General features: G+C 70.4%; 21 protein-coding genes. 13 read left to right on the top strand and 8 right to left on the bottom strand.

Translation table 11 applies throughout. The annotated features are described in order from the left end of the window. Positions 1 to 168: 168 nt before the first annotated feature. A complete protein-coding gene (locus tag HII36_RS03470) occupies positions 169 to 921 on the bottom strand; it encodes an SDR family oxidoreductase (protein WP_173521548.1) in 753 nt (250 codons plus the stop codon). Positions 922 to 1,047: 126 nt separating this feature from the next. Between HII36_RS03470 and HII36_RS03465 the strand changes: the two genes are divergently transcribed. Beyond that, positions 1,048 to 1,938, top strand: coding sequence for a LysR family transcriptional regulator (locus HII36_RS03465; RefSeq protein WP_328807571.1), 891 nt, complete (start codon positions 1,048 to 1,050; stop codon positions 1,936 to 1,938). Positions 1,939 to 2,008: 70 nt separating this feature from the next. Here the strand turns inward: HII36_RS03465 and HII36_RS03460 are convergent, their stop codons facing one another. Next, the gene (locus HII36_RS03460; protein ID WP_173521547.1) at positions 2,009 to 2,506 is read right to left on the bottom strand and encodes a ricin-type beta-trefoil lectin domain protein; all 498 of its coding nucleotides are present in this window, start codon (positions 2,504 to 2,506) and stop codon (positions 2,009 to 2,011) included. Between the two features lie 44 nt (positions 2,507 to 2,550). After that, positions 2,551 to 3,210, bottom strand: coding sequence for a TetR/AcrR family transcriptional regulator (locus HII36_RS03455; RefSeq protein ID WP_173521546.1), 660 nt, complete (start codon positions 3,208 to 3,210; stop codon positions 2,551 to 2,553). A 74-nt stretch (positions 3,211 to 3,284) separates the two neighbouring features. Here HII36_RS03455 and HII36_RS03450 point away from each other — a divergent pair, with 74 nt between their 5' ends. Then, positions 3,285 to 3,671, top strand: coding sequence for a DUF1761 domain-containing protein (locus HII36_RS03450; protein ID WP_173521545.1), 387 nt, complete (start codon positions 3,285 to 3,287; stop codon positions 3,669 to 3,671). A gap of 30 nt (positions 3,672 to 3,701) precedes the next feature. Further along, complete coding sequence (locus HII36_RS03445; RefSeq protein WP_173521544.1) at positions 3,702 to 3,995, top strand: DUF1905 domain-containing protein; 294 nt, start codon at positions 3,702 to 3,704, stop codon at positions 3,993 to 3,995. Here HII36_RS03445 and HII36_RS03440 read toward each other — a convergent pair. Further along, a complete protein-coding gene (locus HII36_RS03440; RefSeq protein WP_217369116.1) occupies positions 3,979 to 4,923 on the bottom strand; it encodes a LysR family transcriptional regulator in 945 nt (314 codons plus the stop codon). The two genes, HII36_RS03445 and HII36_RS03440, sit on opposite strands and share 17 nt — an antisense overlap. Before the next feature lie 190 nt (positions 4,924 to 5,113). Here HII36_RS03440 and HII36_RS03435 point away from each other — a divergent pair, with 190 nt between their 5' ends. Beyond that, positions 5,114 to 6,298 carry an MFS transporter gene (locus HII36_RS03435; RefSeq protein ID WP_173521543.1) on the top strand — a complete coding sequence of 395 codons (1,185 nt, stop codon included), beginning with the start codon at positions 5,114 to 5,116 and terminating at the stop codon, positions 6,296 to 6,298. 13 nt (positions 6,299 to 6,311) lie between these two features. Beyond that, complete coding sequence (locus HII36_RS03430; protein ID WP_217369115.1) at positions 6,312 to 8,063, top strand: FAD-binding protein; 1,752 nt, start codon at positions 6,312 to 6,314, stop codon at positions 8,061 to 8,063. A gap of 57 nt (positions 8,064 to 8,120) precedes the next feature. On the opposite strand, the gene HII36_RS03425 is transcribed toward HII36_RS03430, so the two are convergent. Continuing rightward, positions 8,121 to 10,901, bottom strand: a complete 2,781-nt coding sequence (locus tag HII36_RS03425; protein WP_173521542.1) for an AfsR/SARP family transcriptional regulator — start codon at positions 10,899 to 10,901, stop codon at positions 8,121 to 8,123. A gap of 79 nt (positions 10,902 to 10,980) precedes the next feature. Between HII36_RS03425 and HII36_RS03420 the strand changes: the two genes are divergently transcribed. From HII36_RS03420 to HII36_RS03400, 5 genes are all read left to right on the top strand, one after another. Then, on the top strand, positions 10,981 to 12,030 hold the full coding sequence (locus HII36_RS03420; RefSeq protein ID WP_173521541.1) for an FAD-dependent monooxygenase: 1,050 nt from the start codon (positions 10,981 to 10,983) through the stop codon (positions 12,028 to 12,030). A 90-nt stretch (positions 12,031 to 12,120) separates the two neighbouring features. Further along, a complete protein-coding gene (locus HII36_RS03415; protein WP_173521540.1) occupies positions 12,121 to 12,303 on the top strand; it encodes a hypothetical protein in 183 nt (60 codons plus the stop codon). A 75-nt stretch (positions 12,304 to 12,378) separates the two neighbouring features. After that, entirely contained in the window at positions 12,379 to 13,854 is a 1,476-nt protein-coding gene (locus HII36_RS03410; protein ID WP_173521539.1) for an MFS transporter, read from the top strand. A gap of 77 nt (positions 13,855 to 13,931) precedes the next feature. After that, complete coding sequence (locus HII36_RS03405; protein WP_173521538.1) at positions 13,932 to 14,327, top strand: hypothetical protein; 396 nt, start codon at positions 13,932 to 13,934, stop codon at positions 14,325 to 14,327. A gap of 26 nt (positions 14,328 to 14,353) precedes the next feature. Beyond that, positions 14,354 to 15,505 (top strand): serine hydrolase domain-containing protein, encoded by a 1,152-nt coding sequence (locus HII36_RS03400; protein WP_173521537.1) that lies wholly within the window; start codon positions 14,354 to 14,356, stop codon positions 15,503 to 15,505. Positions 15,506 to 15,991: 486 nt separating this feature from the next. Here the strand turns inward: HII36_RS03400 and HII36_RS03395 are convergent, their stop codons facing one another. Both HII36_RS03395 and HII36_RS58525 read right to left on the bottom strand, forming a co-directional pair. Then, positions 15,992 to 16,678, bottom strand: coding sequence for a response regulator (locus tag HII36_RS03395; RefSeq protein WP_173521536.1), 687 nt, complete (start codon positions 16,676 to 16,678; stop codon positions 15,992 to 15,994). Then, positions 16,675 to 17,991, bottom strand: coding sequence for a sensor histidine kinase (locus HII36_RS58525; RefSeq protein WP_217369114.1), 1,317 nt, complete (start codon positions 17,989 to 17,991; stop codon positions 16,675 to 16,677). The genes HII36_RS03395 and HII36_RS58525 overlap by 4 nt, the downstream gene beginning before the upstream one ends. A 160-nt stretch (positions 17,992 to 18,151) precedes the next feature. Here HII36_RS58525 and HII36_RS03385 point away from each other — a divergent pair, with 160 nt between their 5' ends. Next, positions 18,152 to 19,063, top strand: a complete 912-nt coding sequence (locus HII36_RS03385) for a CPBP family intramembrane glutamic endopeptidase (protein ID WP_173521535.1) — start codon at positions 18,152 to 18,154, stop codon at positions 19,061 to 19,063. Between the two features lie 231 nt (positions 19,064 to 19,294). Here the strand turns inward: HII36_RS03385 and HII36_RS03380 are convergent, their stop codons facing one another. Next, complete coding sequence (locus HII36_RS03380; RefSeq protein ID WP_173521534.1) at positions 19,295 to 20,248, bottom strand: NAD(P)-dependent alcohol dehydrogenase; 954 nt, start codon at positions 20,246 to 20,248, stop codon at positions 19,295 to 19,297. A 103-nt stretch (positions 20,249 to 20,351) separates the two neighbouring features. Here HII36_RS03380 and HII36_RS03375 point away from each other — a divergent pair, with 103 nt between their 5' ends. Together HII36_RS03375 and HII36_RS03370 are read left to right on the top strand one after the other, a co-directional pair. Further along, complete coding sequence (locus tag HII36_RS03375; protein ID WP_173521533.1) at positions 20,352 to 20,936, top strand: TetR/AcrR family transcriptional regulator; 585 nt, start codon at positions 20,352 to 20,354, stop codon at positions 20,934 to 20,936. A 112-nt stretch (positions 20,937 to 21,048) separates the two neighbouring features. Continuing rightward, a complete protein-coding gene (locus HII36_RS03370; RefSeq protein ID WP_173521532.1) occupies positions 21,049 to 21,798 on the top strand; it encodes a hypothetical protein in 750 nt (249 codons plus the stop codon). Positions 21,799 to 21,954 lie beyond the last annotated feature (156 nt).

The following is a 21,954-nucleotide window of genomic DNA, read 5'->3' as shown; positions in this document are numbered from 1 at the left end:
TCGCCGGGGAGGATCGCGGCGGGCGATCGGCCGCAGCGCGTCCACGACGGCGAGCCGTTCGGCCAGCCCCGTGGTGAAGCTGGGGTTTTCGGCGTGGCCGTACCCGTAGACGGCGGCGGTGTCGATCCAGTTGACGCCGCGCGCGAGCGCGTGCCGAGTTCGATCACGTCAGGCCTGCCGGGTGGGGTAGACGACGGTCTGGGAGAGGGTGACGTGGGCGGGGCGCAAGGCCGTGAAGGCGACCACCTCGGCCACGTCGTCGGGCGAGAGCCACTCGAACGACTCGCGGGCCTGGGCGACCCAGGCGTTGACGCCCTCGTCGGTGACGTGGCCCTGCAGCTCGGTGCTCGTCATGGCGGGCTCGACGATGCTCACCCGCACACCCTGGGGTCCGAGTTCGGCGCGCATGGTCCTGGACAGGTGGCTGACCGCCGCCTTCGTGGCGTTGTAGACGGCCATGTACGGAAAGACGACGTGCGACACCATCGAGGACATGTTGACCAGGTCCGCGGGGCGTCCGTGCGCCGCGGCGGCCAGCAGGTCGGGCAGGAAGGCGTCGATGACGTTGAGCACGCCGCGCACGTTCACGTCGACCTCGCGCTGCCAGTCGGCGGTCTTGCGCGCATGAACGGCGGAGGGCAGCATGACGCCGGCGTTGTTCACCACGAGGTCGACGGCACCGAACGTGGCGTGGATCCGCCCGGCCGCCTCGGCCAGCGACGCACTGTCGGTGGTGTCGGCGGCGACGGCCAGGGCGTCGCCGCCGGTCGTCTTGATCTCCTGGGCGAGGTCGTCGAGCCGGTCGCGGCGGCGGGCCACGAGGGCCACCTTCGTGCCCCTGGCCGCGAGCAGCCGGGCAGTCGCCGCTCCGATACCGCTGGAGGCTCCCGTGATGACGGCGACGCGGGCGGTGAGAGTCATGTGTCTCGTACTCCTGATGAGTGAAGGGTGTTGCGTGTGCCCCTGAACTCTCGCGTTTCGCCCATTCGCGAAAAACCGTCCATTTAGGAATAATTGATCAGTCGGAGTGAACAATCGGGAGGCGCGGTGGTCCTGGAGCGGAGCGAGATCGAGACGTTCCTGACGCTCGCCCAGGAACTGCATTTCGGCCGCACCGCCGACCGGCTCCTCGTCTCCCGCGCCCACGTCAGCCAGACCATCCAGAAGCTGGAGCGCCGCGTCGGCGTTCCCCTGTTCGAGCGGACCACTCGGCAGGTACGGCTGACGCCGATCGGCGCGCAGCTACGTGACGGGCTCGCCCCGGCCTACGCCCAGATCAGGTCCACCTTCACCACGGTGGTCGAGGCGGCTCGCGGCGTCACCGGCTCCCTGAGCGTCGGCTTCCTGACCGCCGCCACCGGGCAGCTGGCGCTCAAGGCGGCCGAGCTGTTTCGCGAACGCCATCCGGACTGCGCGGTCGACGTGCAGGAGGTGCAGATCGGGGCTGTCCTCGACCCTTTGCGCGACGGGCAGGTCGACGTGATGCTGACCTGCTTCCCCGTGCTGGAGGAGGAGTTCACCCAAGGACCCGCCCTGATCTCCGAACCGGCGGCGCTCGCGGTGTCGGCACGGCATCCGTTCGCCCGGCGCGACTCGGTGTCGGTCGAGGATCTGGCGCGCGACAAGGTCGTCCAGGTTCCCGCGTCCATCCCGGAGTACATGCGCGCCGCCCGTCACCTGCATGTGACGCCCGGCGGCAGGACGGTTCCCGCCGGACCGGTGGCCGCCACCTTCCAGGAGGTGCTCACGCTGGTCGGCGCGGGCCAGGGCATCTTCCCGTGCGGGTCGCTGAGCGCGCGTTACTACGCGCGGCCCGACGTCGTGTACGTCCCCATCCACGACGGGCCGACGCTGGAGTGGGGCCCGATCTGGCGCACCAGCACCGTCACCACACGCATCAGGGCCTTCGTCCAGGCCGCCACCGACACACTCATCTGACACCGGCCCCCTCCACGCCTCACCTCACCCGGCGAGGCGGTGGACCAACCACCGCCGGGTCAGGCGGGCGTCATCGGCGCACCATGACCCAGTGCTGGTCACTGCCGGAACGGCCGCACGTCACCGCGAAGACCTCCCACGGACGCCGCACATTGTGGTGCAGGCACAGGTTGCGCAGGTGCTTCCACCTGATCTGGACGACCGTGTCCCACCCGCCCTCCTTGACCACCGGGAAGGTGAATTGCTGACGCTTGTCGCCGCTGCACGGCCCCACCTGCACCGCGGTGCCCTTGGGCGCCCCCAGGCAGTACGTGCGACCGCGGTAGGTGATGGCGAGCTGGGAGCGGGCCGTGCGCTTCCACAGATAACCGTCGAACTTCGTGGACGGGCAGTGGTTCGCCTGGGCGCGGAAGCCCAGTTCGGCCGGGGTGCGGTCCGCCGCGTAGGTCAGGCAGCGGTCGTCGTTCCTGATCAGGTAGGTCTTCGGGGCCGCCAGGGCGGGAGAGGGGACGAGCGCGGCGGAGATGACCAGGGCGAGGACGGCCGCGGTCGCTGATCGTCTGCTCATGGCATGGCATGCTACGACGACCTTCCGGGCGCGAGGCGCCGTCGTCATTCTCGGTGCGAGTCCGGCGGACCGTAGCGGCTGAGGAACGTGGTGACCGCTTCCTCGCGCTGCCGCGCGAGCTCGCCGTCCTCCGGCGGTTCGGAGTGCGCCGCGAGCGTGAGGCGGTTGAGCGGGTCGCCGAGAACCAGCCAGGTGAACTGTTGCGCCGCCACGAGCGCGTCGTCGGCTTTGATCAGCCCCCGCGTCGCCAGGGCGGCGAGCGCGTCGGCGAGTAGTCGAGTGTTCCGGGTCCAGCTGCGTACGACATAGTCGGCGGCGACGTCCGGGAACCGTGCGGACTCCGTGGCGACCAGCGATCGCATGCGCAGCACCGGCTCGCTCAGCACGCCCGCGTGCAGTACGTGCGCGAGCCGCAGCAGGCCGGCCCGGATGTCCGTGGACTCCGCCAGCGCTTCGGTGTGTGGTCGCATGGCGTCGTAGCCGCGGTCGACCCAGTCACGGACCACCGCCGCGTACAGCCGCTCCTTCGAAGGGTACTCGCGATAGAGCGTCTGTTTCGAGATCCGGGCCTGGGCTGCCACCTGATCCATCGTCGCCCCGGGATATCCCCGGGTGAGGAACACGTCGCGGGCGATCGCCAGCAGGTCCGCGCCGCCACTGCCGCCTGGGCGCCCGCGTGGTCGCGTTCGTGCCTCTGCCGACATCCGACCTCCTTAGTACTTGACAGTACTATAACCCGAAAAATATAGTACCCATCAGTACTGAAAGGGGTGCCAAGATGCTCGCTCTGGGAATCGCCCTGTCCGCGATAGCGGCATTCATCGTCAGTTCCGTCTACTACGCCCTGGCCACGCCGTTCGAGCGGCGCCGGCTGGGTGATGCGGCGCTCGACCGGGGACGTCCGGTGCCGTGGAAAGCAGCAGTGGAGTTGCTGCGCACCGCCCTCGTCGCCGGCGTGTTCGCCTGGATCGCGGCACAGGCGAACCTGCTGGGCTGGCCCTCGGCGATGCTGCTGGCTCTCGTCGCGTGGCTGGGCTTCCCGGTCATCCTGCTCACCGGCTCGGTGCTGTGGGAGCGCGTGCCGGTGGTCACCGCCGTCCTGCACGCCGGGGACTGGCTGCTGAAACTGCTGCTCATCGGAGCCGTGCTCGGCGTCCTGCACTGACAACCCGACGACAACCCGAAAGGAACCATCATGAACGCCGACCACCCGAAGTCCGGACCGCTCGACCGCGAGTTCACCGCCACGCTCGTGCGGAGCCCGGCCAGGGCCGGATGGACCTATGTCGTCATGGCCGACTCGGCCACCTACTTCGGCACCCGCGGTCTCGTCAAGGTGACCGGCGAGGTCGACGGCCATCCGTTCACCAGCTCGTTCATGGCTCTCGGCGACGGCACCCACAAGCTCCCCATCGCCGCCCCGTTGCGCCGTGCCCTCGGCAAGGGCGCCGGGGACACCGTGACCGTACGACTCATCGAGCGTCTCTAGTCCCTGGACGATCTGTTCCAAGGGGTAGCGGTCTCCGGCGACTCTCCGTCCGCGGGTCGGGCAGGTCCAGCAGGTCGAGGAAGGCGGTCGCCGCCGGGGTGCGTCCGACGCCGCTCCAGATGAGGTACTCGACGCGCATGGGCGCGTCGGTGATCTCGATGGTGGCCAGACCGGTCAGCTGGGGGACGTAGGCCGAGGGCAGCAGCGCGATCGCCAGCCCCTTCCGTACGAGCCGGGCCATCATGAAGTCCGCGGTGGTGACCTCGAACGCGACCTCACGGCTCAGACCCGCGGCGGCGAACGCCTCGTCCGACTGCGCCCGCGCGGCCGAGTGCGGCGGCAGGTCGATGAAGGTCTCGGTGGAGAGCCGGGCGAGGTCGACGGCCGGCTCGCCCGCCAGCGGGTGGTCAGGGGCGACGACGGCGACCAGCCGGTCGCGGGCGAGTTCGCGGCTGTTGACGCCCACCGGTCGCGCGCTGGTGGGCAACCCGAGGAAGGCGACTTCGATCTTGCCCTGCCTGACCTGCTCGGTGAGCTCGTCGCTGCCGCCGATGCGGATGTTCAGCTGGACCTGGGGATATCTGTCGCGGAACCGGCTCAGCGCGTCCGGGATGTCGACGGCGGCCACGGTGGGGATGAGGCCGAGGGCGAGCCTGCCGCGCACCTCGCCGGTCGCCGCCGCGACGTCGGCGATCGCCCGCTCCGCGGCGTTGAGGCTCTCACGGGCCGCGGCCACGAAAGCCCTCCCTGCCGGGGTGATGCGCACATGGCGGCTGGTGCGATCGAACAGCCGCGCGCCCAGTTCCCGTTCGAGGCTCGCGATCTGGCGACTCAACGCCGACTGGACGACCAGGCACTGCTCCGCCGCCCGGGTGAAGCTGTTCGTCTCGGCGACGGCGAGGACGTAACGCATCTGCTGGAGCTCCATGGATCAATGATGGTTCGGCATCGCTGGAGTGACAACATTGCGTTGGACTCATTGATGGGCGCACCGCGAGACTCGAGTCGTGGACGGGGTCGTCACCACCGTCGTCACTCCGGGGCCGTGACCGCGAACCCGGCTTCTCCTGCTCTCGCACTTCTCCCCCGCTCGTACGGGAACCTTCATAAGGACACGCATGACCACCGTCAGTACTGAACCGCGCTCGCAGTTCCGGGCGTGGCTGGGCGTCGCGGCCATCACCGCGAGCTTGTTCGTCTTCGTCACCACCGAGCTGATGCCCGTCGGACTGCTCACCCCGGTCAGCGCGGGACTGTCCGTCTCCGTCAGCCTCGCGGGCATGATGGTGACGCTGTACGGCATCTCCGCGGGCGTCGGGGTGCCGTTCCTGGTCGCGTGGAGCCGCAGGGTGAACCGCCGTGCCCTCCTCGCCACGCTGCTGGCGATCATGGCACTCGGCAACCTCGTCACGGCCGTGTCGCCGAACTTCCCGATCGTCCTGGGCGCCCGGCTCGTCACCGGATTCGCGCACGGCGTGTTCTGGGCGATCGGCGTCGCCATGGCGATGCGGCTCGTCCCCGGCGAGAAGGCCGGCAAGGCCGCAGCGGTGGTGCTCTCCGGCATGTCGATCGCCACCGTCGTGGGCATGCCGCTGGGCACGTTCATCGAGAGCCTCACCGACTGGCGCACCACGTTCCTCATCTGGAGCGGTCTGAGCCTGGCGGCGCTCCTCGCCGTCGTGCTCACGCTTCCGTCGCTGCCGTCCCAGAGCGCCATCCCGGTGCGTGAGGTGTTCACGCTGCCGATCCGGAACGTACGGCTGCGGGTCGTGATGATCACTGTCGCGCTGTACGTGCTCGGGCACTTCGGCGCGTACACGTTCATCCGCCCCTTCGTGGAGCAGCGTGCCGGGCTGTCGGCGGCGTGGGTGACCGGGCTGCTGATCGTCTTCGGGGTCGGCGGCGCGGTCGGCAACTTCGTCGCCGGGCACACGGTCAACAGGAACATGCGCGCGACGTTCGTCGTGGCCTGCACCGGTCTCGTCGCCGCGCTGCTGCTGCTCCTGGCGATCGGCGGCAGCCCGGCGGGCCTGGCGGTCGCCGTGGTGGTGTGGGGGGTGTCCTTCGGCGCCGCCAACCTCTGCCAGGTCAACATGATGCTCGCCGCCGCCCCGGACACCTTCGAGGCCGCCATGTCGCTCAACACCATGGGCTACAACATCTCGATCGCACTCGGCGCGCTGCTGGGCGGACTGTTCGCGGACGGCTTCGGGACCACGGGCGCGGTGTGGTTCGGCGTCGCGTTGACGGTGACCGCGCTGCTGACCGCCTTCGGCTCGCACCGCGACGCCGCGCACGCCTGAGAGAGGCGAACACGTGAACACCAGCACGCACGGCCGGGCGATCCGCGTGACGGCACTGGACCACATCGTCCTGAACGTCGGGAACGTCGACCGCTCGCTGCGGTTCTACCGCGACGTCCTGGGCCTCGACGCGGAGCGGGTCGAGGAGTGGCGGCGCGGCCAGGTCTCCTTCCCCTCGGTCCGGATCAACGCGGCCACCATCATCGACCTCGTCGAGCGTCCGCGCGGTGAGTCCAACGTGGACCACATCTGCCTGGTCGTGGCGCCGCTCGACTGGCCGGCGATCATCGACGCCGGGGTGCTCGACGTGGTCCAGGGCCCGGTCGTCCGCTCGGGCGCGCGTGGCGACGGCCGGTCGGTCTACGTCCGCGACCCCGACGGCAACACCGTCGAACTCCGCTGGTACCCGCAGGACCTCGGCGAGCCGCCGCTCGACGGCGAGCTCGTGCGCGACCCGGCCGCTCGCGAGCGGGCCGCGGCCGACTTCGGCCACGTCGTGCGCACCGTCCCCGAGGCGGTGCTCCGCCCCGGCTCGGCCGCGGACGTCGCCGCCGTCGTACGGTGGGCGGCCGGCGCCGGCAAGCAGGTCGCCGCCCAGGGCGCGCGGCACTCGGTGTACGGCCGCGCCCAGGTCGGTCGCGGCGCCGTCATCGACCTGTCCGGACACAACACGATCCACCACGTCGACGTGGACCGGATCGTCGTCGACGCGGGCGCGACCTGGCGCGACGTCCTCACAGCCGCGCTCCGCGACGGCCGCACCCCACCGGTCCTCCCCGAATACCTGGACCTGACGATCGGCGGCACCGTCACCGTCGGCGGCGTGGGCGGCACCAGTTGGCGGCACGGCGTCCTGAGCGACTCGGTGCTCGCACTCGAGGTCGTCACCGGCGACGGAATCGCCCGTACCTGCTCACCCGACCAGCACCAGGACCTGTTCGACGCCGTACGCGCCGGACTCGGCCAGGTCGGCATCATCACGCGGGCGACCCTGCGGCTGACGGCGGCACCCGCGGCCGTCCGCAGGTACCAGCTCGTCTACTCCGACCTCGGCACGATGCTCACCGACCAGCGCCGGCTCCTCGACGAGGCCAGGTGGGACTACCTCCATGGCTTCGCCGTCCCCGGCCGGGAAGGCGGCTGGACCTACCTCGTCGACGGGTCGGCGCTGTTCTCCGACGTGGCGCCCGACGACGACGCCATGCTCGCGGGACTCGCCGACGACCGCGCGAAGGCGACCATCGGCACACACGACTACCGCGCCTACACCGACCGGTTCACGGCCTTGGAGAACACGCTGCGCGACGCCGGGCGCTGGGATTCCCCGCACCCCTGGCTGTTCACCTTCGTCGGTGCGTCCCGCGCGGGTGCGGTCCTGGCCGAGACGCTCGCCGGGCTCACCGTCGGCGACCTCGGCGATCACGGCGTCGTCTCGATCCTGCCGCTGCGGACGGACGCCGTGCGCAGCCCGATGTTCCGGCTCCCCGCGGAGCCGGTCGCGTTCACGATGAACCTCATGCGAATCCCGGCACCGGGCCCCGCTCGCTTGGTGGCCGGCATGGTGGCCGACAACCGTGCCGTGTACGAGCGGGTCATCGCGGCGGGCGGCACGCTCAACCCGGTCAGCGCCCTGCCGATGTCCGCCCGCGACTGGCAGGCTCACTTCGGTCCGGCGTGGGACCGGCTCGCCGCCGCCAAGCGGGCGTACGACCCGGGGCGCGTCCTCACCCCCGGCTACGAGGTGTTCCCGAGACGGGACAAGTGATGACCTTTGCCACCGGCGCATCGACGGCCGATCAGATCATCGGTGACGACGGGGGCGTCACAGGAGGGCTCTGGCGGTGTCGGCGGCGGGGTGGCCGAGTTCTTCGAGCAGGAGGAGCGCTGCTTGGGCGTGGGTACGGGCCAGGGCGGTGTGGCCGAGCGCGTGACGGGCCTTGGCCAGGCCGAGGTGGCCGTGGGCGGCTTCGTGGGGATCGTCGACCTCCGTGGCCAGGGCGAGTGCGGCGTCGTGATCGAGGAGCGCTTGATCGTGGTCGCCCATGGCGTGGGCGGCGGCGCCCAGAGCGTTGAGCGTCTCGGCCTGCAGGTGCGGGCCGAGGTCGCGGCTGATCGCGTAGGCGCGCTCGAGTGCGTGGCGGGCGGCGTCGTGCTCGCCCTGGTCACGGTGGAGGTCACCGAGGGAGAGCTGGGTGTTCCACAGGCCCACCGGGCTGCCGATCTCGTGGTGGATCCGCTGGGCCTGCTCCAGGTGGTCGCGGGCCAGGTCGGGCTTGCCCAGGTGGCCGTAGATCCGGCCCACGTCTATCAGGAGGACGCCCGTGCCGACGCGGTTGTCCGCCGCCTGGAAGAGGTGCAGCGCCTGTTGGTAGTGGTCCTGGGCGTCATGAAGGTCGCCTTGGCGTTCGAGCGAGTGACCCAGGTAGTGATGTCCCACCGCCTCGCCCTCCGGGTCACCGGCGGCCCGGCAGGTGGTGATGGCCTCGAAGGCGTACTGGACGGCCTGGTCCACGTTGCCCATGGCGTGGTGGGTTCTGGTCAGGTCGGCGAGGGTGCGGCCCTCGCCGCGCCGGTCTCCCGCCCGCCGTACTGCCGCGAGGGTTTGCAGATGGAGGGTGAGAGCGGCGCCGCGGCGGCCGCGTTCCTCCAGGTACGGGAACAGGGTCGTGGACAGGAAGAAGGCGTGCGTGTGCCAGCCGTGTTCCGCCGCGTACGCACCGACGGCCAGCAGGACGGGCAGTTCCGCGTCCAGCCAGGCCATGGCTTCGGCGCGGCCGGACAGGGGCGGCGTCGGCAGGCGCGGCGGCGGCTCGTACGGAACCGGCAGTGCCCGGTCCGGGTACTTGAGGTCGGCGGCCATGCCCGTGACGTGGGTGTAGAAGGCGAAGAGCCGGGTCAGGGCGGCCTTTCCGGCGTCGTCCTGCTCCTCCTGGCCGGCCGCTGACCTGGCGTGGTCGCGCAGCAGGTCATGGAAGGTGTAGCGGCCCGGTTCCTGCTGGAGGAGCATGTGCGCGTCGAGCAGGTCCTCCAGGAGCGACTCGGCCCGCGTGACGCTCAGGTCGGCGAGCGCGGCGGCCGCGTAGGCGTCGATGTCCTGGCCGGGGTGCAGGCCGAGCAGGCGGAACATGCGGCGATGATCGGAACTCAGCTGCTCGTACGACAGCGCGAAGGCGGCCGCGACCCCCCGTTCCGCGGTGGCCAGTTCGTCCAGGCGGCGGCTCTGGTCGCGGAGCCGGGCGGCGAGGTAGTCCACCGTCCAGCGGAGACGGTGCCGCAACCGCGCGGCGGCGATGCGCACGGCCAGCGGCAGGAACCCGCACAGGCGCAGGACCTCGGCGACGGCGGCGGGCTCCTGCCGCGCTCGCGGCCCGACGACGCCGGTGAACAGCTCGACCGCGTCGCGCTCCGAGAGCACGTCGACGGACAAGGCGTGGGCGCCGTCCAAGTCGATCAGCCTGCGCCTGCTCGTGATCACGGCCATGCTGCCGGAACCGCCGGGCAGCAGCGGCCGGACGTGCTGGGCGTCGGCGGCGTTGTCGATGACGACCAGGGCGCGCAACCCCGACAACTCGCCACGCCACAGCGCGGCACGTTCCGAGGTCCCCGGCGGTATGCGCTCCGCGGGCAGGCCGAGCTGGCGCAGCAGGATCTCCAGCGCCTCGCCGGGATCGACGGGATCACGTCCGGCGGTGTGGGCCTGCAGGTCGACGAAGAGCCCGCCGTCGGGGAAACGCTCGGCGAGCAGGTGCGCCGCGTGAACGGCCAGCGTGGTCTTGCCGATGCCCGCCATGCCGTCGATCGTCACCACGCTGACCCCGTCGGGCAGCGTGGTGAGCCGGTCGAGCTCGGCTCGCCGCCCGGCGAAGTCGGGCACGTCGTACGGCAGGAAACTCACCACCGCGGGACGGTCGTCCCTCAGCACCGTCTCTTCGACGGCCGTGAACTCCCGGCTGGGGTCCAGCCCCTGCTGCTCGGCCAGGGTCGCCCGGTAGTCGCGCGCGGCCCGCAGCGCCTCCGCCTGACGTCCCGATCGATGCAGCGCCAGCATGTACTGCCCGCGCAGCCGCTCTCTGAGCGGGTGGCGGGCCACCTCCGCGGCGAGCTCGTCGAGCAGTTCGGCATGCCGCCCGGCCGCGAGTTCCAGCTCCGCCAGCCGTTCGACGGCCGTCAGCCGTTGTTCCTCCAGCAGGGCCCTGGTTGCGGGCACGTAGTCGGCCTGCACGTCGGACAGCGCCTGCCCGCGCCAGAGCCCCAGCGCCTGACGGATCTCCTCGCTGTCGCCCGCGGCCAGCCGCCTGAACTCGTGGACGTCCACCTGCCCCGGCTCCGGCACCGCGGCATAGCCGGCGGGACGCGTCCGCACGACGTCCTCGGCCTGCGCCGCGCGCAACATCCGGCGTATCACCATCACCGACGCCTGGACCTGGGCCTTGGCCGTGTCCGGTGGAGTCGGGCCCCACATCGCCTCGATCAGCTGGTCCGTGCTCACCGTGCGTCCCGCGTGCAGCAGCAGGTAGGCGAGCATCGCGCGATGCCGAGGCGCTCCCCCCAGCGTGTGCTCTTCGGTGCTGACCTCCACCGGGCCCAGGAGTGAAAAACGCATAGAGGTCATATGGGCGAATGTATCAACGCCCTCATTCAGTATTTCCCCAGGTCTCATGACGTACAGGACAGGAGCGCACATGAGCGGAGAGGTGCTGATCTCGGGCGCGGGTGTCGCGGGCATGTCGCTGGCGTACTGGCTCCATCGGCAGGGCTACGCGGTGACCGTGGTGGAGAGCGCCGCCGCGCTGCGCGGCGCCGGCCACGCGGCCGGCTTCCGCGGCGCCGCGATCGGCGTCCTGGACGGCATGGGCCTGTTGTCGCAGATGCGTGACCACGCCACGGAGATGGGCGCGATCGCGCTGATCGACGCCGACGGGAAGCCGGCCGGTGAGCTGCCCGTCAGGACGGTCGCCGGCGACCTGGAGGTGCTCAAGGCCGATGTGACGCGCATCCTGCACAGCAGCACCGCCGACGACGTCTCCTACGTCTTCGACGACTCGATCACCGCGATCTACCACGACGAGGACGGCGTCGGCGTCGCCTTCGCCAGGGCGGCCGGGCGCAGGTTCGACCTGGTGATCGGAGCCGACGGCGTCTACTCCAACGTGCGCCGCCACGTCTTCGGTCCCCATCGCGACTTCGTGCGGCACCTGGGCATGTCGGGCGTCGGCTTCACCACGGCCAACCGGCTGGGACTCGACCGCGAGAGCCTGCTGTACCGCGCGCCGGGCAGGTGCGTCCACCTGTTCAGCGCCGGCAACCCGAACAGGATGACCGTGAGCCTGTGGGTCGCCACCCACTCCCCCGACGTCGACAGGCTCGACCGCGACACGCAGGAACGCCTGGTCCGCGAGCGCTTCGCCGGCGTGGGCTGGGAGGTGCCGCGGCTGCTGAAGGAGATGCGGCTGGCTCCCGACTTCTCCTTCTCCTCCGCCTGCCAGATCATCATGGACCGCTGGTCATGCGGCCGCGTCGTCCTGGTCGGGGACGCCGCGTACTGCGCGGCGCCGACGACGGGCATGGGCGCCTCCCAGGCGCTGATCGGTGCCCATCTGCTGGCGGCCCGTCTGATGGAGACGGCGGGCGACCATACGGCGGCGTTTCCCGCGTACGAGCGCGAACTGCGTCCGTACATCGCCGAGAACCAGGCGAAGGGCGCGGAAGCGGCGAAAGCGTTCGCCACCTGACGGAAGGCCGCCTGGCTGAAGCGCCATTACGGCGATCGTCACCGCCTGCGCGCATGACCTTTCATGACTGATCTCAAGGAGAACACCGTCATGTCCATCACGCTTGACCACCGGGACGCCCGCACCGTGGCCGAATTCGCCGACCGGGTGCCGCCTGCCGTGAACGCCTTCATGAGGCTGTTCGAGAAGCAGGCCCCGGCGAGACCGGCGTCTTCCGCCGCGCCGTCCTGGCCGCCACCCGGGGAGAGCCGAGGCCCACCGTGGCCGACCTGACGCCTGATTCCCCCTCCATGGGACGTCGCCGGGTCACATTCGATCACTCCCCGTCACGCAGAGAAAGCCGAACGTATGCAACCACATCCCCGTCGCTGGCTGATCCTGATCGTGCTCTGCCTGAGCACGCTGGTCCTGGTCATCGACAACATGGCGCTCACCGTCGCCGTGCCCGCCCTGGCGGGCGATCTCGGCGCCACCTCGCAGGACATCCAGTGGATCCTGGAGTCCTACATGCTGGTCTTCGCCGGCCTGCTGCTGACCGCCGGATCCCTGTCCGACCGGTACGGCCGGCGCAAGCTCATGGTCATCGGCCTGGTGCTCTTCGGGGCCGCGTCGCTGGCCGCCACCTTCGCCGCCGATCCCGGGCAGCTGATCGCGGCCCGTGTCGCGATGGGCGTCGGCGGCGCGATGATCATGCCCAACACCCTGTCGATCCTGATGGTCGTCTTCCCCGACGAGGCCGAACGCCGCAAGGCCATGGCCGCCGGGGCCGCCTTCGCCGTCCTCGGCCTGATCGGCGGGCCGGTCGCCGGTGGCGCGCTGATCGCCTCGCTCGGCTGGGAGGCGGTCTTCTGGATCAACGTCCCCGTCGCGCTGCTGGCCATCGTGGCCGCTCTGACCCTCATGCCCGAATCCAAGGGCTCCGCCGCCAAGCCCGACCCGGTCGGCGCCGTCCTGTCCGTGATCGGCATGTCCGCCCTGGTCTGGACGATCAATGAACTCGCGCACGGCATCGCCTGGATCCCGCTGATCGTCGCTGTCGTCGCCCTGGCCGCCTTCATCGGCTGGGAACTGCGTACCGAGCACCCGATGGTCCCGCTCAAGCTCTTCCGCGACCGTGACTTCTCGGGCGGCAGCCTGTCGCTCACGCTGGTCCAGATCGGCAGCGGCGGCATGCTGCTGGTGCTGACGCAGTACATGCAGTTCGTCCTCGGTTACACGCCCGCCCAGGCCGGACTGGCCTTCATCCCGATGGTCATCGCCTCGGTGGCCTTCAACGGCCTCGGCGCGGCCCTCGGGGGCAAGCTCGGCAACCGCACCACCGCCGTGCTCGGCATGCTGGTGATGGCCGGCGGGTTCGCCGTGCTCGGTCTCTCGACTCCCGACAGCTTCGTGGGCCTGGCCGTCGCCCAGGTGGTGCTGGGCGCGGGCAGCGGCCTGGCCGGGCCGACGGCGATCGCCGCGCTGATGGGCGCGGTCCCGACCGAGCAGGCCGGGGTCGGTTCGGCCCTGAACGACACCATCCAGCAGGCCGGCGCCGCGCTCGGCGTCGCCATCCTGGGCAGCCTGGCCACCAGCAGTTTCTCCTCGGCGATGCCGGCCACCGCGCCGGAGGCGGCTCGCCGCTCCGTCGCCGCCGCCGTGGCCGACCCGTCGCTGGCCGACGCCGCACGTCACGCCTACGACGCGGCCATGTCCACCGCGTTCCTCGGGGCCGCCGCCGGGGTGCTCGGCGCCGCCGTACTGGCGCTGTTCCTCCTGCGCGGTCGCGCGGTCAGCTCGCCGTCGCGCCCTGAGGCCGTGTCAGAACTCGCGTCAGTACGGTGACCGGCCCGTATCAGCATGATCCGCGACCTTTGACCTCGACAGCACGACAAACCAATCCGAAACGGGAGTTCACCATCATGACCATCAACCTCACCGACCAGGACAAGCTCACCCTCCGCACCGCCGCATGGGGCGCCGTCTCCCTGATCTCCGCCGCCAGCGCCGGGAACTCGGCCCACAAGGCCGCCACCGAAGCCTCCATCGCGCTCACCTCGGCCACCGGCCTGATCGGACACGTCCTGGCCAAGGCACCCAAGGGCGTGAACTGGGGCAAGACCGTCGCCGAGCTGGCCGACCACGTCCTCCCCGCGCTGACCGCCTCCGCCGCCCTGCTCAAGCAGCAGGCCCCGGACGAGGCCGACAACTTCCGCCGCACCATCCTCGTCGCCATCGAAGCCGCCGGCCACGGCAACCCCAACCCCACCGCCACCGAGATGGCACGCAAGATCACCGAAGCCATCGACGCCGCCTGACCCCCAGAACACCGGAACGAGCACCCATGAAAACCACCAAGATCCTCAGCGCCGCCACGCTCACCGCCGCCCTGCTCACCGGGGCGGCGACCCCCGCCACCGCCACCGCGCCGGACCGGCCCGAACTGCGTCAGGCCATGCAAGCCTTCATCGACGCCGGCTTCACCGGAGTGCAACTACGCGTGAACGACCAGCGGGGCGAGTGGGCCGACAGCGCCGGAGTGAGCAAACTCGGCCACCCCGCCAAACCATCGACGAACGGCCGGTTCTGGACCGGCAGCGTCATCAAACCCTTCACCGCCACCCTCGTCCTCCAGCTCGTCGCCGACGGCAAGATCGCACTGGACGACCCGGTCGCCGGCCACCTGCCCGACCTCGGCCTGGACCCGCGCATCACCGTGAGAATGCTGCTCCAGCACACCAGCGGCCTGTTCAACTACACCGGCGAATACTACGACGACGGCACCGTCGCCCCCGGCATCCCCGCCACCGGTGACGCCTGGCTGAACAACCGCTTCCACACCTACCAGCCGGAAGAGCTGGTGCGCCTGGCGCTGTCCAAGCCGGCCAGGTTCGAACCCGGCACCGACCAGAACTACTCCAACACCAACTACACCCTCGCCCTGCTCCTGATCGAAAAACTCACCGGCCGGTCGTACGCCGAGCAGTTGGAACTGCGGATCCTGCGACCGCTCGGCATGACGGCCACCCGGCAGGCAGGCAACCGCACACAACTCCCCGGCCCCTACGCGCACGCCTACTACAGCTACCAAGGCAAGACCTACGACATCTCCCGGCAGAACCTGTCCCTGCTCGCCGGCGCCGGCGACCTGATCTCCACCACCCACGACCTGACCACCTTCTTCACCGCACTGAACAGCGGCAAACTCCTGCCACCCGCGCTGCTGGCGGAGATGCGCGAACCGTCCGGGAAGCTCAACTACGGGCTCGGAGTGTTCGCACAAGACCTCGGCCCCGGCTGCGGCACCGTCTATCAGCACAACGGCAGCCCACCCCACGGCTACGGCGCCCTCATGTACAGCACCCCCGACGGCAAAACCACCCTGACCGGCTCAGTGACCTGGATCGACTCCGCCACCCGCGGCCCCGTCAAGGACTTCCAGAAACTGCTGGACGAGCTCGTCAAGGAAGTCTTCTGCAACACGCCGACTCGATAATCGGACCGGACGCCATCTACGAGCATCACTTCCGCGTTCCCGATGGCGCCTCTGCACCCTCGTCGGGGCGCTGCGGAGCGGAAGCAGTCGAAGCCGGGCCCGCGTTGGCGGGCTTGGCAACTCGCCCACCGGCCGCGATCACGACATCCCTGCGAATCTGGCCCTGGGCAGAGGCGTTGCGGGTATTGCCCCTTCGCGCCAGGACCGGATTCTGCGCACCGTTGCCCTTGGGATTCACCCCACTCAGGCCCCCGGCGGCCGTCGCCTTCTCGGCGAAGTGCCCGACCTGCCATCCGAAGCCCTTATATCGAGCAGGCGATCGCTCTGCCGCAGTGGTGCCACCGCCTGCGCATCCTCTGAAAATCAGCGACGACATCCAACACGTCAACCGCTGATCACGGAGGACTTTCCAAGACGTCCAACCTAGGGCTGCAAAGAGTCGTGGACCGCCCTCTTCAAGGCTCTCTTGTCGCCCTTCCGCACCGTTCAGTACGTGTTCGAGACAAGTCCCACCCGGTAGGCGAGTACAACCGCCTGTACGCGGTCACGCAAGTGCAGTTTCGCCAGGATGCGTGACACGTACGTCTTCACGGTCTCGGAAGTGATGAACAGTTTCGCGGCGATCTCCGCGTTCGACAGTCCGGCGGCGACCTGTTCGAGCACCTCCAGCTCGCGCGGGGTCAGCGCCCGTACGACCTCCTCCCTGGCCGGTCTGGAGGTGTCGGCGGGACGGAGGCGGTCGGCGAAGTGGCCGATGAGCGAGCGGGTGACGGCGGGAGCCAGCAGCGACTCGCCACGTGCGATGGTGCGCACGCCCTTGATCAGCTCCGCCGGCGGCGTGTCCTTGAGCAGGAAGCCGCTGGCCCCAGCCTTGAGCGCTTCGTACACGTACTCGTCGACGTTGAACGTGGTGACGACCAGCACCTTCGCCGGAACGGCGTTGCCGGGGCCGGCCAGTTGCCGGGTGGCCTCGATGCCGTTCAGGATGGGCATCCGGATGTCCATCACGATGACGTCCGGGCTCAGCCGTCGCGCCGCCTCGATCGCTGCCCGGCCGTCCGCGGCCTCGCCGACCACGTCGATGTCGGGCTGGGCGGAGAAAATGGCGGTGTAGCCGGCTCGCACCAGCTCCTGGTCCTCGCAGACGAGAACCTTGATCGGGGTGTCGGTCATGTCTCACTCCTGGCGGGGATGCGGGCACGTACGCCGAACCCGCCGTCGGGCCGCTGCCCGGTGACCAGTTCGCCGTCGAGCAGACGCACCCTCCGGCGCAGCCCGTCCAGCCCGCGCCCGCCCGACGGCACAGCGGGCATGGCAGGTACGGCGGCCACGGCAGGTCCGTCGGGTGCGGCGGGTCCGTCGTTGGTCACTTCGATGGCGAGGTGATCGGGATGGTGGTGCAGCGTGACCGTGGTGCGGCGGCCTGGCGCGTGCTTCATCGCGTTGGTGAGCGCTTCCTGCACCACCCGGTAGGCGGCCAGCTCGACGTCCCCGGCGTGTGGCCGCCGCTCGCCGTGCTCGGCCAGCTCGGCGGGCTGGCCGGACAGGCGGGCGTTCTCCACCAGGCCGGCGATTCCGGCCAGCGTCGGCGCGCGGTCCGCGCCGCCCGGCCCGCCGGCGGCCATGGCCGTGCTGCCCGACCCGCCTGTGGCTATGGTCGCGCTGCCCGACTCACCTCTGGCGTCGTTCGCGCTGTCCCACTCACCTCTGGCGTCGTTCGCGGTGCCCGGCTCGCCGGTGGCTTCCAGTACGCCGAGCAGGTGGCGCAGTTCCGTCAGCGCCCGCCGTCCGCTGTCGCTGATCGCGGCTAACCCCGCCGTCGTGCCGGTCGTCAACTGTGCCGCGTCCGCCTGGACGACCATGGCGGTCACGTGATGCGTGACCACGTCGTGCAGTTCGCGGGCGATGCGTGCCCGCTCCGCGGCCCTGGCCACGTCCGCGCTGAGCCGTCGGCGCTCGGCCTCCTCCGCCCGCCATCGGCGCATCACCCCGCCGGCCGTCCAGACCACCGCCAAGGTCAGGTAGAACGCCACGAAATCCTGAACCCGGCTGGGCGATCCCAGGCTGTGCAGCACCACCGCCAGCACGGCATAGCCGGCGGTCGACGCCGCGGCGAGGCCGTGACGGAACCGCACCTGATGGGCTCCGGCCGCGTACACCGCCAGATAGAGCCCGATGCTGGCGAAGGTCGGCGGGTAGGACAGCGCCTGGTGCAGTGCGAAGGCGGTGCCGGTGACCGCCAGGCAGACCGCCGGCCATCGGCTGCGTACGGCCAGTGGTGCGGACTGCGCCACGGTCAGCACCAGGGCCGACGCGTCGGACGGCCGCTCGGCGAGATCGCCGATCCGCGCCGCGATGGCCGACAGTGTCGGTACGAATCCCAGCAGTGTGAGCGACGCCGCGAGCACGCTGTCTTTGGCGAAGGCGGAGCGAGTTCGCCAGAAGTCTCGCCAGGAGCGGACAGAACGGACGACGTTCGCGAACACCGGGCAAGTTTACGGCGCAGGCTGGTTCCGCCGTGCTGCCATCCCCCGTGAGAGCTACAGCGAATGTCCGTTCCGGTGGGATGGCATGCCCCGCGCCGCTTCCTAGTCTCGCTGAGGTCGCGGAAATCGCCGCGGCGACTCGATCGAGAGGAACGTGATCATGGCGTCCACGGATCACCCGGCAGACCCCCTCCCGCAGGCCGCCCCTTCGGCGGGCCGGCGCCGGTTGCGCCGGTTCCGCCTTCCCGTCCTGCTGGTCGCCATGTTCGGGGTGATGACCGCGATCGCCGGGATCAACCAGGTCGTCTCGCCCATCCCGATCCTCGCCCTGCCGGTGGGGATCGGCCTGGCCGTCGCCGCCGTGGCCTGCTACCGATGGCTCTGCCGAACCGTCGAACTCCGCTCCGACATCCCCGAACTGCAGAAGCCGGGCAGCCGGGCGCAGCTGTGGCGCGGGACGCTGCTCGGGTTCGGCCTGTTCGCCGGATTGATGGCGCTGATCGCGATGTTCGGGGGCTGGCAGGAGGTGTCCTGGGGTTCCGTCGGCGGGCTCATCGGCGCCGCCGGCATGATGTCGGGCGTCGCGGTCGCCGAGGAACTGCTGTTCCGCGGGGTTCTGTTCCGCATCATGGAGGAACGCATCGGCACGGTGAGCGCGCTGGTCGTATCCACGCTGCTGTTCGGCGCGCTGCACCTGGTCAACCCCAACGCCACATTGTGGGGTGCGCTCTCGATCGCCTTGACGGGCGGGTTCCTGATGACCGCCGCGTACGTCGCCACTCGGTCCCTGTGGCTGCCGATCGGCCTGCACTTCGCCTGGAACTTCACCCAGACCGGGATCTTCGGCGTCACGATCTCCGGGTCGGCCATGCCGCCCGATGGCCTGCTGAACGTCACGCTGTCCGGCCCGTCCGCGCTGACCGGCGGCGCGTTCGGACCCGAGGCCAGCCTGCTCGCCCTGCTGATCTGCCTGGTGCCCACCGTCCCTCTGCTGCGGCGGGCCGCGCGCGACGGCCAGATCCGGCCATCATCGATCGTGTCGAACTGGTCGTCCAGGGGAAGGAACGGCTGACGACGTAGCTGGTGCGACCGTACACCGTCCGGTTGGACCTGGGCAGGCCAGTTCCAGGTCACCGACCTGCGGATGCCACAGCCGCTTGCTGCCGTCGTGGACAGCTCACTGGGTGCGGAACTCGGTGCTGAGCGTGGACGACTCACCGACGAGGTCGCGCAGGGCCCGGTCGTGGGGCTCGCGTCCGGGCTTCGGTACCGAACTGCTTGTCCTGCGGGGTTCGCGCAGGGGTCAGCGCTGCAGGTCGATGATGAGCTTTCCGCGGACGCCGCCGGCTTCGAGTCGTCGGTGCGCCTCTGCGACCTCGTCCATCGGGTAGACGGTGTCGATCACCGGACGGATGTTGCCCGCCTCGGCGGAGGCGGTGAGCTCGGCCATCCGCTCGGGCGAGGGGTTGTTGCTGAAGATCTTCATGCGCCGGGGCGAGAGTGCGGCCCGCAGCCCAGTGGTGACCAGGGAGGTCAGGATGCGGTCGTGGTCGAAGGCGAGCGCGACCATGCGGCCGCGCCGGGTGAGCCGGGCCTGGTAGGCCCCGAGGTCGGTGCCCACGAGGTCGAGGATCACGTCGTACTGTCCGAGGTCCTGCGGCCGGGTGGTGCGGTAGTCCAGGGCCGCGTCGGCGCCGAGTTCGGTGACCCAGTCGAGGTTGCGGGCGCCGGCGAGCGCCGTGACGTGGGCGCCGAGCGCCTTGCCCAGTTGTACGGCGATGCTGCCGACGCCGCCCGCGGCGCCGCGGACCAGGAGCCGTTCGCCGCTGGTGAGGCCGGCCTTGTCGGTCAGGGCGGTCAGTGCGGTGGTACCCGACGAGGGCAGGGCGGCGGCCTCCAGCAGGCTCAGGTTCTTGGGCGCGCGGGCGAGCCGCTGTTCGGGGACGGCGACGTAGTCGGCGATGGCGCCGAAGACGAGGTGCGGCATCAGCCCCCACACCTCCTCTCCCTCCCGCCAGGCGTGCACCCCGGAACCCACGGCGGCGACGCGGCCGGTGAAGTCGACTCCCAGGCCGCGGGGGAATCGGGCGCGGGCGACGGCGCGCATTCTGCCGGCGCGGAAGGCGGCCTCTCCGGCGTCCACGCTCGCGGCGCGGACCTCGACGAGCACCTCTCCCGGCCCAGGCCGGGGCGTGGGCACATCGTGGACGTCCAGCACCTCGGGAGGGCCGAAACGGGTGTATTGGACGGCGCGCATGATCTCTCCCAGTCGGTCGGAACATAAGTGGGCTCGCAGCCCACTTATGACTCGGCTACTCTAACCGGAGCGCCAGCCCACTTGTCAAAACCTGGAGGAGGCCATGCCCCACGCCGCACAGCGACGGCCCCTGCGTGCGGACGCCCAGCGCAACTACGACCGCATCGTCAGCGCGGCCCGGGACGTCTTCGCGCGTGACGGCGCCGGCGCCGCTCTGAAGGAGATCGCTCGCCAAGCCGGGACGGGATCGGCGACGCTGCATCGCCTCTTCCCCTCCCGCCGGACCCTGCTCGAAGCCGTCTTCCACGACCGCGTCGAGGACCTGTGCGCCATGGCGGCCCGACGCGCCGCGGAGAACGAGCCGGGCCCCGCGCTCCTGGCCTGGCTGGGCGACCTCAACGCCTACGCGAGCGCCAGTCGCGGCCTGGCCGCCTCACTGCTGCAGGACGGCCGGGACGCCGACCTGCTGGAGCAGAACGAAGGCTGCCAGGCGATGATCACCAATGCGGTGCGCGGCCTGCTGCGACGAGCACAACAGGCAGGCGCCGTCCGGCCCGGGATTCGCGCCGAGGACCTGCTCGCGCTCATCAACGCCATCTCGCTGGCCACCGAGCATCACGACGACGGCGAGCAGGCGGATCGGCTGCTGGACATCGCGATCCAGGGCATCCGGGGTCAGGCCGTATGACGAGATCCGTCCACGATCGGCGTGACCCGGCCGGGGTGCGCTCGCGGAGCAGCGTCGATCATGGCCGACCGGGACGCGGGGGATGTCAGTGGCGCATGGCAGGGTGGCGTCCATGAATTCGCGCGTGCGTGAAGCCGTCCTCGACGCCGGCCGGGCCCTTGCACTGCCCGAGTCGGTGACCGAGGCGTTCATCCGCCTCCTGCGGCCCTGCGTCTACCTCTCCCCCTTCGGCGAACTGCCGGAAGAGCTGAAGAAGGACGCCCGTCCGGCCGCCCGGGCCCTGGGGGTTCCCCATCTGCCCGAGGACGTGGACGTGCCCTCGTACCGGCCGCACGTGGTGACCATCGACTGCGCCGCCTTACCCGCGGGCGTCCTCGACATCGACTTTCCCGCCGACGGCCACCTGATCGTTCTCGCCGAAATCACCGACGATCCGGAGGACGGCGTCGTCATCCATCTGCCGCCGGGTACCGAGACCGTCGAACGACACTCGCAGCAGACTTCTCACGAGCCGTTCCCGCTCTACGCGGTGCCTGGCCTCACCAGGCCCGTCGATCTCCGCTGGGCTCAGGTCGCGGAAGCGGCCGACTACGCCGGGGGCGACGCCGAGCGGGCCCGCCTCGTGACCAAGCTGATCGACGCGATCGGGGAGGTTCCCGACGTCCGGTGGAGATACGACATCCAGCTCGGCGGCTACTCCCGTGCCTTTCACAACCCGGTGGAAGGCCGCGGAAGGACGTTGTTCCTCTCCATTCCGGAGAGCACGGACTTCGGGGACGGCTGCATCACCCTCGTCTCGGGGACCCCGGAGCAGATCGCGGCGCGCCGGTACGACGAACTCGAATTCGACGTCGAGAGCTGACGTCTCCAGGACGGGCAGGTGCGACGCTCATCGGCTCACTCATCCCCCGTGGTCATCCTTGGACCGGCTTGTGGCGGCGAAACACCCGGTTCAGCACGCGCGCACTGCGCTCCGATGTCATCGTGCGCACGGCGGCCGCTCGTCCTCGGTCTGCTC

This window comes from Nonomuraea antri (assembly GCF_013283785.1).
In the GTDB taxonomy this organism is placed as follows: domain Bacteria; phylum Actinomycetota; class Actinomycetes; order Streptosporangiales; family Streptosporangiaceae; genus Nonomuraea; species Nonomuraea antri.
Note: the sequence above shows the minus strand (reverse complement) of the source record. Positions and strands in the feature narration are given on the sequence as shown.